Annotated in this window: 14 protein-coding genes and 1 pseudogene; 7 read left to right on the top strand and 8 right to left on the bottom strand. The window is 54.0% G+C overall.

Annotation, left to right across the window (positions count from 1 at the left end; genetic code table 11):
- Positions 1-46: 46 nt before the first annotated feature.
- From yghB to VGM55_RS22890, 3 genes are all read right to left on the bottom strand, one after another.
- Positions 47-706 (bottom strand): DedA family general envelope maintenance protein YghB, encoded by a 660-nt coding sequence (gene yghB, locus VGM55_RS22900; protein ID WP_154189389.1) that lies wholly within the window; start codon positions 704-706, stop codon positions 47-49.
- 176 nt (positions 707-882) lie between these two features.
- Positions 883-2070 (bottom strand): cystathionine beta-lyase, encoded by a 1188-nt coding sequence (metC, locus tag VGM55_RS22895; protein WP_331636823.1) that lies wholly within the window; start codon positions 2068-2070, stop codon positions 883-885.
- Positions 1997-2302 carry a hypothetical protein gene (locus tag VGM55_RS22890; RefSeq protein WP_331636822.1) on the bottom strand — a complete coding sequence of 102 codons (306 nt, stop codon included), beginning with the start codon at positions 2300-2302 and terminating at the stop codon, positions 1997-1999. Before VGM55_RS22890 ends, metC begins: the two co-directional genes overlap by 74 nt.
- A 24-nt stretch (positions 2303-2326) precedes the next feature.
- On the opposite strand from VGM55_RS22890, the gene exbB reads away from it, so the two are divergent.
- Both exbB and exbD read left to right on the top strand, forming a co-directional pair.
- Positions 2327-3061, top strand: coding sequence for a tol-pal system-associated acyl-CoA thioesterase (gene exbB / locus VGM55_RS22885; RefSeq protein WP_331636821.1), 735 nt, complete (start codon positions 2327-2329; stop codon positions 3059-3061).
- A 6-nt stretch (positions 3062-3067) separates the two neighbouring features.
- Complete coding sequence (gene exbD, locus VGM55_RS22880; protein ID WP_154189391.1) at positions 3068-3493, top strand: TonB system transport protein ExbD; 426 nt, start codon at positions 3068-3070, stop codon at positions 3491-3493.
- Positions 3494-3606: 113 nt separating this feature from the next.
- On the opposite strand, the gene VGM55_RS22875 is transcribed toward exbD, so the two are convergent.
- The 3 genes from VGM55_RS22875 to VGM55_RS22865 form a co-directional block, all read right to left on the bottom strand.
- The gene (locus VGM55_RS22875) at positions 3607-3789 is read right to left on the bottom strand and encodes a hypothetical protein (protein WP_331636820.1); all 183 of its coding nucleotides are present in this window, start codon (positions 3787-3789) and stop codon (positions 3607-3609) included.
- A 447-nt stretch (positions 3790-4236) separates the two neighbouring features.
- Positions 4237-4620 (bottom strand): cytoplasmic protein, encoded by a 384-nt coding sequence (locus tag VGM55_RS22870; protein WP_331636819.1) that lies wholly within the window; start codon positions 4618-4620, stop codon positions 4237-4239.
- A gap of 4 nt (positions 4621-4624) precedes the next feature.
- Positions 4625-5026: a hypothetical protein gene (locus VGM55_RS22865; RefSeq protein WP_154189393.1), complete on the bottom strand. Its 402-nt coding sequence runs from the start codon at positions 5024-5026 to the stop codon at positions 4625-4627.
- Between the two features lie 93 nt (positions 5027-5119).
- Between VGM55_RS22865 and VGM55_RS22860 the strand changes: the two genes are divergently transcribed.
- From VGM55_RS22860 to VGM55_RS22850, 3 genes are all read left to right on the top strand, one after another.
- Positions 5120-5623, top strand: coding sequence for an ESA_00282 family adhesion-associated protein (locus tag VGM55_RS22860; RefSeq protein WP_154189394.1), 504 nt, complete (start codon positions 5120-5122; stop codon positions 5621-5623).
- Between the two features lie 284 nt (positions 5624-5907).
- Positions 5908-6333, top strand: coding sequence for an NlpC/P60 family protein (locus VGM55_RS22855; protein WP_331636818.1), 426 nt, complete (start codon positions 5908-5910; stop codon positions 6331-6333).
- Between the two features lie 68 nt (positions 6334-6401).
- Complete coding sequence (locus tag VGM55_RS22850) at positions 6402-6899, top strand: TIGR00645 family protein (RefSeq protein WP_154189396.1); 498 nt, start codon at positions 6402-6404, stop codon at positions 6897-6899.
- Between the two features lie 34 nt (positions 6900-6933).
- Here VGM55_RS22850 and mgrA read toward each other — a convergent pair whose 3' ends face one another.
- Positions 6934-7974: an L-glyceraldehyde 3-phosphate reductase gene (gene mgrA / locus VGM55_RS22845; RefSeq protein ID WP_331636817.1), complete on the bottom strand. Its 1041-nt coding sequence runs from the start codon at positions 7972-7974 to the stop codon at positions 6934-6936.
- Positions 7975-8054: 80 nt separating this feature from the next.
- Positions 8055-8906, bottom strand: coding sequence for a MurR/RpiR family transcriptional regulator (locus tag VGM55_RS22840; RefSeq protein ID WP_154189398.1), 852 nt, complete (start codon positions 8904-8906; stop codon positions 8055-8057).
- Positions 8907-9155: 249 nt separating this feature from the next.
- On the opposite strand from VGM55_RS22840, the gene VGM55_RS22835 reads away from it, so the two are divergent.
- Positions 9156-10661 carry a CoA-acylating methylmalonate-semialdehyde dehydrogenase gene (locus VGM55_RS22835; protein WP_331636816.1) on the top strand — a complete coding sequence of 502 codons (1506 nt, stop codon included), beginning with the start codon at positions 9156-9158 and terminating at the stop codon, positions 10659-10661.
- Between the two features lie 11 nt (positions 10662-10672).
- Positions 10673-12591 (top strand): annotated as a pseudogene (gene iolD / locus VGM55_RS22830) (3D-(3,5/4)-trihydroxycyclohexane-1,2-dione acylhydrolase (decyclizing)).
- The last annotated feature ends 293 nt before the right edge of the window (positions 12592-12884 follow it).

Below are 12884 nucleotides of genomic sequence, written 5' to 3'. Positions count from 1 at the left end.
AGAGCGAATAAGCCAGTCTTATCCGCTCTTGCTAAGTCGACGTTGATTACGCGGCGCTAACTTTTTTTTTCAGCACCACAAACAGCGTACCGACGAGACCAAAAATCAGCAGCGCAATGGGCAAAATCATCAGGAAAGTCATGACCTGATCTTCATGGCGCTTAACGAATGGGATCATGCTGAGCGCATAACCGAGGCTGATAACAACGCCCACCCACAGCAGCCCGCTAAGCCAGTTAAAGAACTGAAAGCGGCGGTTGCTGAGGCCGGAAATTCCCGCCATGGTTGGCAAAAGCGTACGAACAAAAGCCAGGAAGCGGCCGGCAAGAAGTGCCAGCAGGCCATGTCGGTCAAACATCTGCGTAGCGCGGTCGTGATATTGTGTTGGCAGCTGCTCGAGCCACCCTTTCACGGTGCGGGTGTTGCCGAGCCAGCGCCCTTGTAAATAACTTAGCCAGCAGCCAAGGCTTGCCGCGATGGTTAAAATCACAAGCGTTGGCACAAATCCCATCACGCCTTTAGCAATAAGCGCGCCCGCGAGCAGCAACAGGCTGTCACCCGGTAAAAACGACGCGGGAAGCAGTCCATTTTCCAGAAACAGCGTCGCGAACATGACGCAATAGACAACGCCAATAACATGGGGATCGGCAAGCGCGGCAAAATCGTGATGCCAGAGCGCCTCGACAATATTTTGTATAACAGCCATAGGTATTCCTGTGGAACCGCTTATTGAGTTCGCCCTGAGTATTGCACCCGCAACTTAGGCTCACCTTAATTTCTACACATTGTACCGCTAAAATGCCCGCGACACCTTGATCCCTGGCTCAACAAAATGCCGATGATGGCAAAAAAACGCTCCACCCATACCGTTAAACGGAAAATTTAGAGAATGCGCTGGAAACCTGCTTCCAAATCAGCAATCAGATCGTCCACGTTTTCCAGGCCGATATGCAGGCGAACCAGGGTTCCGCTGAAGTCTATCCCGCCTGCGGGGCGGATCTCTGCCAGCTCATCAGGCTGATTAGCGAGAATAAGCGATTCATAGCCGCCCCAGGAATAGGCCATGCTGAAATACTCAAAATGATTGAGGTACTGTTCATACTCCTCATCGTTGAGCCGTTTTTTCAGCACAAACGAGAACAACCCACTACTGCCCGTAAAGTCACGTTTCCAGTATTCATACCCTTTACTGCCGGGAAGCGCCGGGTGATTCACTCTTTCTACCTGAGGATGCTGCGCCAGCCATTCGGCAACTTTTAGACTGCTTTCATGGTGTTGGCGCAGGCGAACGCCCAAGGTGCGGATACCGCGACTGGTCATATAGGCGGTGTCTGCATCCACCATTTGCCCCATCAGATAGGCATTCTCGCGCAGCCGATCCCAACATCGGGCATTGGAAACGGCGGTACCGACCATAGCGTCCGAATGGCCAATCAGGTATTTGGTACCCGCCTGAATAGAGATATCGATGCCAAACTCCAGCGCCTTAAACAGCACGCCAGCCGCCCAGGTATTGTCGATCATGATGATAGCGTCAGGGGCAACGCGCCTGACCGCCGCGACGATTGCCGGAATGTCGTGGACTTCCATGGTAATGGAGCCGGGGGACTCCAGGAAAACGACTTTAGTATTCGGCTGAATCAGATCGACTATCGCGGCGCCGATATCCGGCGCGAACCAGCCGGTGCTGACGCCGAACTTTGAGAGAATTTTAGTGCAGAAGTCCTGGGTGGGTTCGTAGGCGGTTTCGGTGACCAGAATGTGATCGCCCTGCTCAACAAAGGCCAGAATAGTATTGGCAACCGCGGCGGCACCGCACGGGAAGAGGGCGCAGCCGGCGCCGCCTTCAAGTTCGCACATCGCTTCCTGTAACGAGAAATGGGTCAGCGTGCCGCGGCGGCCGTAGAACAGTTCGCCTTTGGTGCGATGGGCGGTGGCCTGTTTTTTGACCTCGACGCTTTCAAACACCAGGGATGAGGCGCGCTGAATGACGCTGTTAACCGAACCCTGAGTAAACTTCTTGCTGCGTCCGGCGTTCACCAGCGCCGTTTCGATGTGCTTTTCCGCCATTATCGCTTCCCCGTCTAACCATCTGGATGTCTGGACGTAAATTAACACAAAATGTGCAAAGGGCATCATGGCGTTTTTTCAGGTTGGCTAAAAAAGCCATCATTTCGCCAGTGCGATGCTTTTCCTGCGTAAGCGCAAGGAATGCTTCAACAATTTCAGGCACTCTGCAAATACTAATGAGAACGACTATCAATTCGATAGTTTTTTGATATATTAGTCTCAGTTTTGACATTTATTTCTCGCTGGAGCGTAAGACGTGACGAGTAATTTGATGCAGACGGATCTGTCCGTTTGGGGCATGTATCAACATGCTGACATCGTAGTTAAGATAGTGATGATTGGCCTGATTCTGGCTTCTGTCGTCACCTGGGCAATCTTTTTCAGTAAGAGCGTGGAGCTGATTACCCAAAAACGTCGCCTCAAGCGCGAACAGCAGCAGCTGGCGAACGTCCGCTCTCTTAATGAAGCGAGTAGCGTGGCTGAAGCATTCGACAGCAAAAGCCTTAGCACGCTGCTGATTAATGAAGCCCAGAATGAACTGGAGCTCTCCGCTGGCGTCGAAGATAAAGAAGGTATTAAAGATCGTACCGGCTTCCGCCTTGAGCGCCGCGTGGCTGCCGTTGGGCGGCATATGGGCCGTGGGAATGGCTTCCTTGCAACCATCGGTGCTATCTCGCCGTTTGTCGGTCTGTTCGGTACCGTTTGGGGCATCATGAACAGCTTTATCGGCATTGCCCAGTCTCAGACTACCAACCTGGCGGTCGTAGCTCCCGGCATCGCAGAAGCACTGCTGGCGACGGCCATTGGCCTGGTGGCGGCGATCCCTGCGGTTGTTATCTATAACATCTTCGCGCGTATGATTGGCAGCTACAAAGCAAGCCTTAGCGACGTTGCGGCTCAGGTGCTGCTGCTGCAAAGCCGTGACCTTGACCTGGATGGCACATCCCAGCCGCGTCCGGTGCGTAATACTCAGCAACTGCGTGTAGGTTAATGCCCCATGGCAATGCGTTTAAACGACAACCTCGATGACACAGGTGAAATGCACGAAATTAACGTTACGCCGTTTATCGACGTAATGTTGGTTCTGCTGATCATCTTCATGGTGGCAGCACCACTGGCAACGGTGGACGTGAAGGTTAACCTTCCGGCCTCCAGCAGTGAACCGCAGCCACGCCCGGAGAAACCGGTTTACCTGTCGGTGAAAGCGGACCATTCGATGTTTATCGGCAACGATCCGGTAACCAAAGAGTCGATGGTCAACGCGCTGATTGCTGCGACCGAAGGGAAAAAGGACACCACCATCTTCTTCCGCGCGGACAAAACGGTGGACTATGAAACGCTGATGGACGTGATGGATACGCTGCACCAGGCAGGGTATCTGAAGATTGGCCTGGTCGGCCAGGAAGTCACTAAAGCGAAGTAAGAGGGGCTGACTCTCATTCCGGCCCTCTTCCTCTTGGGAGAGGGTTAAAACGACTCAACTTTATTCTCTCCGTAGTTATTCCGTTCACCCGTAGATCGGTTTTCCCTGTACGTTCAGAGCACGGTGAACGTGTCCGGCAAGCTCATCGCCGCTGAAGCGGTAAACCCACCGGCCATCACCCAAACATTCGGGGTCGTTCGCGATTCGTTCCCGACGATCGCTCTCTTTCGCTGCTCCCGGCAGCTCAACCCCGCCTGAGTTGGGTCATAACCTGGGGCGATGAGAGCCGGGAACAAGGGCGTGGCTGCGGGTCTTGCAGCAACAATGATTTTCAGCGTGGCTGTGGGCTAAAAGCGAGGCACGGTTCCGGCTTAAATCGCCTCCGTTTTCTCTCCGACTGGCCAGGGTCCGGGCGTCGGGAACGCCCGGAGGCTGAGAGCGTCGGGAACGCATCTCAGCCGACCCAGGACTGGGAGATAAAACGGAGGTTTGCCGCTTTAGCGGTCGATTTATTTGGCCGGGAGTCCGGGGTCTCGGGGAAGTGACGGTGACTTCCCCGAGTCGTTCACCGTTGCGGTGACTGCATATGAAGCAGCTCTGGAAGTGAACGGAACCTTAGTTGATCCTTCATAGAGCGTATTTGTGACTAACAGACAGCCAAAGAGAGCAACCGTTAAATTTTATTACTCTTTAAATTCCCTCACCCCACTGGGGAGATGGCCAGGGAAAGAGGCAAACCCCACTCATAGAGTGGAACTCTTCCACGTCTTCTCAGCCAGGCCACGGGTTATCGACAGCGTCTCGGCTTCATGCTCTTTCAGGCGCTGATAGTGGCTCTCCAGCCGCCTGAGGATTTGCTCCTTAAGCTTTGGATGGCTGTTCAGGATCTCTTCCAGTACCGCGCCGTACACCTCTTCCTTGGCTCGCCAGGGGTAAATCTCATGGCGGTGCATCCATTTCAGGTCGATCAGCGCCGACGTAATATCCGTTACTTTTTGCGTATTACGGGTAATATTCTCATTTTTAAGTCGAACCAGAATGGCCATATTTTTACTTAACGTAAATTCGTGGTCTTTATTCTCGTCAGTGCTGATTAATTCTGGCTGTTTCTTTATAGGTTCTGCCATGGCATTAATCCTCAATCGAATAGCATAATGGCCAGGGTTTTTCCTGGGTCATTTGATTAACCCAAATTTCTTCTTGCTGGCTACTCACCCATGCGGTTTTATCTTCGATAAGCATCTGTAAATCGGCTGCATTAATAAGTTCTTTTTCAACCAGTTCGCCAATCAGGGCGTGCAGCGCCTCTATCCTTACCGCACACAGCAGGCGTTCTTTAATATGGCGATCGGTTTCTTCAAGCAGCCGGTTTTTGGCCTGCCCGGCGTAATGGCTGCCGCTAAGGATGCTTTTTTCGAGCGTTAAAATCTTATCCTGAACGACTTCGGGCGTGTTACTATTTTCCGCCTCTGTAGGGAGCGTTGATGGTGCGGCAACAGGATAGCGCCGTGGTAAGAAGTGTTCAGGCAGCATCGAATGCGATCCTTTGATATCTGTGCAATATTCAGGTTCAGAGATTCGCGATATGATGCCTCAATTCTAAAATAAAAAAAACAGGAGTTTTTTATGCACAGCATATTTTATTCTATTGTCACAATTTTGATTTTGTTATGCGCCGTGTTAGTTATGCGCAAAGAATTTAGCTTATCGAATAATAAAAAGAATCATACATCAGGGGAAATAGAACCAACCACCACCAGTGAAGAGCGGGAGGATTATTTCGGTATGCTAATGTCGAAAATTACCCCAGGCTATTACTGGCGTATTAATAGTGAGTATATTGACTTTACGCATGCCACGATTAAGAAAATGCGTATTGATGAACTGACCTCACAGCCCGTTTTATTCAGTGCTCAGCGCCGCTGTAGCGATTTAAATTCTGCAGTGTATAAATATTACGATAATATTAAAAAACGCTGCGCCGAAGGTGAACAGGTTCCACTATCGGATATTGAAGTCCTTAACCTGCGCCAGTGCTTTAATGAGTTTAGCCGCGAAGCGTATCCGGAGCTTGTGGCGCTGGTGTGGCCGCAGTATCAGCGTCCGGAAATCAACCTTGAATCCATATAATCATTATTATTCAATAGATTACTTTATTTTTTGAAGCGCAACGATGGTAATCCTGCTTTATGCCGCCAGTGATGGCGGCTTTTCGCGCTGAGTAAAAAAACACCACATGGTATTATTCTCTCCGCTCTGATGCTTCCCTTAGCTGTTAAGGAATACTTCTCGTACCGTTAAAAGATGTGGTTATGAAATTCGTTCAGTTTTTATCTTTAGTTGTATTTTGTTTTTTATTATCAATTGCTAGCACAAATTCCTTTGCCCTTAATTTGCCAAAGGAATTTGCGTCTATGGGCACCCAATCCCTCGCTAAGTCCCTGAATGGGGAAAATAATCCTCATGCGGTGAAGTCTGCGTTAGCGGTTGAATACCAGCGGTGGAAAGGAACACGTTATCGACTGGGGGGCAGCTCGCGCCGCGGAATTGATTGTTCTGCATTGGTGCAGCACCTGTTTAGTCACTCGTTCAATACGCACCTTCCCCGAACCACCGGCGAACAGATCCGACACGGTAAGTCTATCAGCCGACAGCAGCTGAAGGCCGGAGATCTGGTGTTTTTTAAAACTTCTCCGGGACTGCGTCACGTTGGCGTTTATGTCGGTAATAATCAGTTTCTTCATGCCTCAACAAGCATTGGTGTGACTATCACATCGCTGGATAACCGCTACTGGGCCAGCCGTTACGAAACGGCCAGGCGCTTAACGCTGGCGGGTTGATTCCCCCTCCATAAAACGCCTGAATTCGCTATACTGACGCTCTTTTTGGGATTTCCAGACAGGACATTATGGAACGTTTTATTGAGAATATGATGTACGCCTCGCGCTGGCTTCTGGCCCCGGTTTACTTCGGGTTATCACTTGCTTTGCTTGCGCTCACGGTGAAGTTTTTCCAGGAGATCATTCATGTTCTCCCGAATATCTTCTCAATTGCGGAAGCGGACTTAATTCTGACCCTGCTCTCGCTGGTGGATATGGCGCTGGTCGGTGGCCTGCTGGTGATGGTGATGTTCTCAGGCTACGAGAACTTTGTCTCGACGCTGGATATTTACGAAGGCAAAGAGAAGCTTAACTGGTTGGGGAAAATGGACTCCGGCTCGCTGAAGAATAAGGTGGCGGCGTCGATCGTGGCTATCTCTTCCATCCATCTGCTGCGTATTTTTATGGACGCCAAAAACGTGCCGGACAACAAGCTGATGTGGTACGTGATTATCCACCTGACGTTTGTGCTGTCGGCGTTCGTGATGGGCTATCTCGACAAGCTCTCTCGTAGCGCAAAGTACTAAATACTAAGCCCCTGTTAAACAGGGGCTTTTGTTTTTATTTATCCGACGACGCCTGCCACAAATTAAGCTCACCATCCGCAACGTGGCGGTCAATTTTCTCAAGCTCATCCGCCGTAAAGCTCAGGTTATCGAGCGCCTTAACGTTCTCTTTGAGCTGCTCTGCGCGGCTTGCGCCGATAAGCACTGAGGTGACTCGCGGGTCTTTCAGCAGCCAGCTTAGCGCCATTTGCGCCATCGTCTGGCCTCGCTGCTGTGCCATCTCGTTAAGCAGGTGCAGGCTGGTCAGGTTTGCTTCGGTCAGCATTTTTTCATTCAGTCCGCGAACTTTGTTGCCTTCCACCTGCATCCTCGAGCCCTCCGGGATGCCGTTCAGGTATTTGCCGGTTAATAGGCCCTGCGCCAGCGGGGTAAAGGCGATACAACCGCTGCCGTTTTGCGCCAGCGTGTCCAGCAGACCGCTTTTATCGACCCAGCGATTTAACAGGTTATAAGAGAGTTGGTGGATAAGCAGCGGAATTTTCCATTCTCGCAGCAGGTCGGCCATTTTTTGCGTACGTTCGGAGGAGTAGGAGGAAATTCCGACATAGAGTGCTTTACCACTTTGCACCGCGTGAGCCAGCGCGCCGGCCGTTTCTTCCATCGGCGTTCTCTCATCCACGCGATGGGAATAGAAGATGTCGACGTACTCCAGCCCCATGCGCTTCAGGCTCTGATCCAGACTCGCCAGCAAATATTTGCGCGAGCCGCCGGAGCCGTAAGGCCCTGGCCACATGTCGTAGCCCGCTTTGGTGGCAATAATCAGCTCGTCGCGATAGCCGCTAAAATCCTGCTTCAGCAGGCGGCCAAAGTTTTCTTCCGCCGAGCCGGGAGGCGGCCCGTAGTTGTTGGCGAGATCAAAATGCGTAATGCCAAGATCGAACGCGGTGCGCAGCAGATCGCGCTGTGACTCCAGCGGGCTTACGCCGCCAAAACTGTGCCACAGGCCAAGAGAAAGGGCGGGCAGCTGCAGGCCGCTCTGGCCGCAGTAGCGATACTGCATGGATTGATAACGTGACGGGCTGGCCTCGTACGGCATAGTGTCTCCTTAGGGTAAGAGTTATTTTTTGAAACGCTGTTTCCATCTTAACCCTACGGAGGTATTCAGCAATCCGAAAATCAGGCCTCCGGAGAAAGAGAGCTGTGCGGCGTTCCCTGATAATAGGCAAGCGCCACCATCAGCGACTGCACCAGGCAAAGGGTTGCTGACTGAGAGCGGAATGCATCAACCTGCGCCTCTTTGACGACAAAGCAGAGATCGCTAAAAGTGGCAAACGGACTTATCTGGCTGTCGGTTATCACTATCTGGCGGGCACCCGCTTTGGCCGCTACTTCACTTACCATCAACGTCTCTTCGGCATAAGGGGAGAAGCTTATCGACACCACGATATCTTTGGCTTTTACGCGGTTGACCTGCTCACGCAGCATGCCGCCAAGCCCGTCCAGCAGCACGGCGCGGCAATCAAGGTGACTCAGGGCATAGGTCAGATAGGCCGCCACGCTAAAGGAGCGGCGCAGGCCGACAACGTAGATCGTGTCTGCTTCGGCCAGCAGTTCAACCGCACGCTGCAGCTGCTCTGGTTCGGTACGGGCGGCCAGCTGCTGCAGCGCCTGAGCATTTGAGCGGGCAAATTCCTGCAAAATATCCAGCGGCGTTTCCGGCACGGCTTCGCTGCCCAGCTCGCGGAACAGCCTCGCCCGGTCAGTGTAGCTGGCCGTCTCTTCCACCAGATTCATGCGGAACAGCTGTTTCATTTCGTTGAAGCCGCTGAAATCAAAGGCATTGGCAAAGCGGATCAGCGTCGAGGGCGGCACTTCTGCCCGCTCGGCAATGGCGGCCACGGTATCAAATGCCACGCTGTTGGTGTTATCCAGCACGTAGCGGGAAACCTGCTGCAGCCTTTTGCTCAGGCTGTCGTAGCGGTCGCGGATCTGCTGCTGGAGTTCGCTCAGGGTTGTCGCCGTGGTCAATTTGCCATCCTCAAAAGTATTCGCTGAAACGTATTTAAGCGTAGTACCGGCAAAAATGAAACAGATGCACCAAAACTGGCAGGGGCTGAAACGTCACTGACGTCTCAGTCTTTGCACCTCATTCTGCGGGTTAACATAAAAACGAAGTGTTGATCACAATAATCAACATTTATTTTATTTCGACTTAAAATGGAATGTTTATTTCATATACAGTGTTCGGGAGACAACCCTAACAGCAAGAGGCCAGAGATGGAGACGGTAGCGAATTTTATCCACGGTGAATGCGTCGCGGGCGAAGGCCAGCGGGTACAGGCGATCTTCAACCCGGCGACCGGCGCGCAGATCCGTCAGGTCGCGATGAGCACGGCCAGGCAGACGGAGCAGGCCATTGCTGCCGCGCAGCAGGCGTTTCCGGGCTGGGCCCGCCAGTCTCCGCTCAAGCGCGCCCGCGTGATGTTCCGCTTTAAAAGCCTGCTTGAGGAACACATGGATGGCCTGGCGAAGCTTATCAGCGAAGAGCACGGCAAAGTCTATTCTGACGCGGTGGGCGAGTTGACTCGCGGCCTCGAAGTGGTGGAGTTCGCCTGCGGGATACCGCATCTGCAAAAGGGCGAACATTCCGCTAACGTGGGGACGGGCGTGGATAGCCACTCGCTGATGCAGCCGCTTGGCGTCTGCGCGGGCATCACGCCGTTTAACTTCCCGGCCATGGTGCCGATGTGGATGTTCCCTATCGCGCTGGCGACCGGCAATACCTTTGTTCTCAAACCGTCGGAAAAAGATCCGTCGCTGTCGCTGCGGCTTGCTCAGTTGCTGAAAGAGGCCGGGCTGCCTGACGGCGTATTTAACGTGGTACAGGGCGATAAAGAAGCCGTGGACGTTCTGCTGACCGACTCAAGAGTTCAGGCCGTCAGCTTTGTGGGCTCGACGCCGATTGCCGAGTATATCTACCAGACCGCCTCTGCCCACGGTAAGCGCTGCCAGGCGCTGGGCGGGGCGAAAAACCACTGTATTTTGATGCCGGATGCTGACCTGGACATGGCGACCAACGCCATTATGGGGGCGGCCTTTGGTGCCGCCGGGGAACGCTGCATGGCGCTGTCGGTTGTGGTTGCCGTGGGCGATGAAACCGCCGACGCGCTGTGTGCCGGGCTGGAAAAACAGCTCGCTACGCTGCGCGTTGGGCCAGGCCTTGGGCATGAACCAGAAAATGATATGGGGCCGCTGATTTCCGCCCCGCACCGGGCCAAAGTGCTGGGCTATATTGATAGCGGAGAGCAGCAGGGCGCGACGCTGCGCGTGGATGGCCGTGGCCTTAAGCTGGCGGGCAACGAAGGCGGTTATTTTGTTGGCCCAACGCTGTTCGACCATGTCACCCCGGAGATGACTATTTATAAAGAAGAAATCTTCGGCCCGGTGCTGTGCGTGGTGCGCGTGCCGGATTACGCCAGCGCGCTGGCGCTGATTAACAAACATGAATACGGCAACGGCACGGCGATTTTTACCCGTGATGGTGGTACCGCAAGGCGTTTTACCGAGGAAGTGCAGGCGGGCATGGTCGGCGTAAACGTCCCGATCCCGGTGCCGATGGCGTTCCACAGCTTCGGCGGCTGGAAGCGTTCCATCTTTGGGCCGCTTAACGTCCACGGCAGCGACGGCGTGCGTTTCTATACGCGCATGAAAACCGTCACCGCCCGCTGGCCGGACACCAGCCATCAGCAAGGCTCTGCGTTCTCGATGCCGACGCTGGGCTAAGGGGAGGAAAGATGACCACACAACGCATGACCATGGCGCAGGCGCTGGTCAGGTTTTTAAACCAGCAGTACGTTGAAATCGACGGGCATGAGCAGCCGTTTATAGAAGGCGTAATGACCATTTTCGGGCACGGCAACGTGCTCGGTCTTGGGCAGGCGCTGGAGCAAGATCCCGGCCACCTGAAAGTGCATCAGGGCTGTAACGAGCAGGGTATGGCGCATATCGCCACTGGCTTTGCCAAACAGCACCGTCGGCAGCGGATTTATGATCCGTGGGGCCTGGGGCGGCCAATATGGTGACCGCCGCCGCAACGGCCACCGCCAACCGCATTCCGCTGCTGCTCTTGCCCGGCGACATCTACGCCAGCCGCCAGCCGGACCCGGTGCTCCAGCAAATCGAGCAGTTTCATGACCTCAGCATCAGCACCAACGACTGCTTCCGGCCGGTGTCCCGCTACTGGGACAGAATTAACCGCCCGGAGCAGCTGATGAGCGCCATGATTAGTGCCATGCGAGTACTTACTAACCCCGTGGATACCGGTGCGGTAACGATTTGCCTGCCGCAGGACGTGCAGGGGGAAGCCTGGGATTACCCGCAAAGCTTCTTCGAGAAGCGAGTACATCATATTGAAAGGCGCCCGCCGGATGAAAACCGGCTGCAGGCTGCGCTAAAGTTGATTGCCGGTAAGCGTCGCCCGCTGGTTATCTGCGGCGGCGGGGTTCGTTATTCAGGCGCACATCAGGCATTTCAGGATTTTGTTGAGCGTTTCGGGCTGCCGTTTGCCGAAACGCAGGCCGGGAAAGGCGCAATTGTAAGCGAGCACTCACTTAATCTCGGCGGCCTCGGCGTCACCGGCGGCCTGGCGGCTAACCGGCTTGCGCCGCAGGCCGATCTGATTATTGGCGTGGGCACCCGGCTGACCGACTTTACCACCGGTTCCAAATCGCTGTTTTCACCTGAGGCCGACTTCCTGCTGCTGAACGTGGCCGAATTCGACGCCCTGAAGCTGGACGCTACGCCGCTGGTAGCCGATGCCCGGATTGGGCTTGAGCAACTGACTGCCGGCCTGCATCAGGCTGACTACCACGCTGCCTGGCAGGACGAAGCCGCTCACGCTAAAGCGGCCTGGCGCGACGAGTGCCAGCGGCTGACGACGCGGCAATGGCAGCCGGGTGAAGCCCCGGAAGTGGCGGGGCATCTGGATGAAACGTTGCGGGAATACAGCCGCGAGCTAGGTACCTCATTAACCCAAACCCGCGTGCTGGGCCTGGTGAATCAGCATATAGAAGAAGACGCCATTGTGGTGGGCGCGGCGGGATCGCTGCCAGGGGATTTACAGCGCCTGTGGCAGGTAAAAACGCCGGACAGCTATCACCTCGAATACGGCTATTCGTGCATGGGCTACGAGATAGCCGCGGCGGTAGGGGCAAAGCTCGCGAAGCCAGGGCAGCCGGTGTATGCGATGGTGGGGGACGGGTCTTACCTGATGCTGCATTCCGAGCTGCAAACCGCCGTTCAGGAAGGGATAAAAATCACCATTTTGCTGTTTGATAACGCCGGTTTCGGCTGCATCAATAACCTGCAAATGGGCCACGGAATGGGCAGCTTTGGCACCGAAAACCGTCACCGTAACCCGCAAAGCGGCAGGCTGGATGGCCCGCTGGTGAAGGTTGATTTTGCCCAAAATGCCGAAAGCTACGGCTGCAAAGCCTGGCGGGTCAATAGCGAGGCGGAACTGCTTGCCGCGCTGGAGGCATCTCGTCAGGAGCCGGGGCCAACGCTGCTGGATATCAAAGTGCTGCCTAAAACCATGACCCACGACTACGAAGCCTGGTGGCGCACCGGAGATGCTCAGGTTTCGCGCTCGAGTGCCGTGGCCGATGCCGCGGAACAAACCGCCGCTAAGCTTAAAAACGCTCGCCAGTACTAACCCTTTAGCATTCCGTCAGGTCATCTGACGGAATGTTTATTTCATTTTCGTCTTCTTTTCTTCTCGTCCTTCAGCATGGGTGCGCTCTCCCTCTCAAATCCCTTCTCTGTGCAGGCTTTAATTCACTCGGTGATGTGATTTTGCTAACAAAATACAGCCGATAAATTATCAAAATGTTAACCTCTGCGCAAAAATGAAACTTTCACTCTGCATTAAAATGAAATAAATGTTTTATTTAAGGCGTCGTTATTCAGCTGCATGTGAAAGCCGGAAGACCCGGCTCATGACCCTAC

This window comes from Cedecea sp. (assembly GCF_036500665.1).
Lineage (GTDB): Bacteria > Pseudomonadota > Gammaproteobacteria > Enterobacterales > Enterobacteriaceae > Cedecea.
This window is presented reverse-complemented; position numbering and strand designations above follow the sequence as displayed.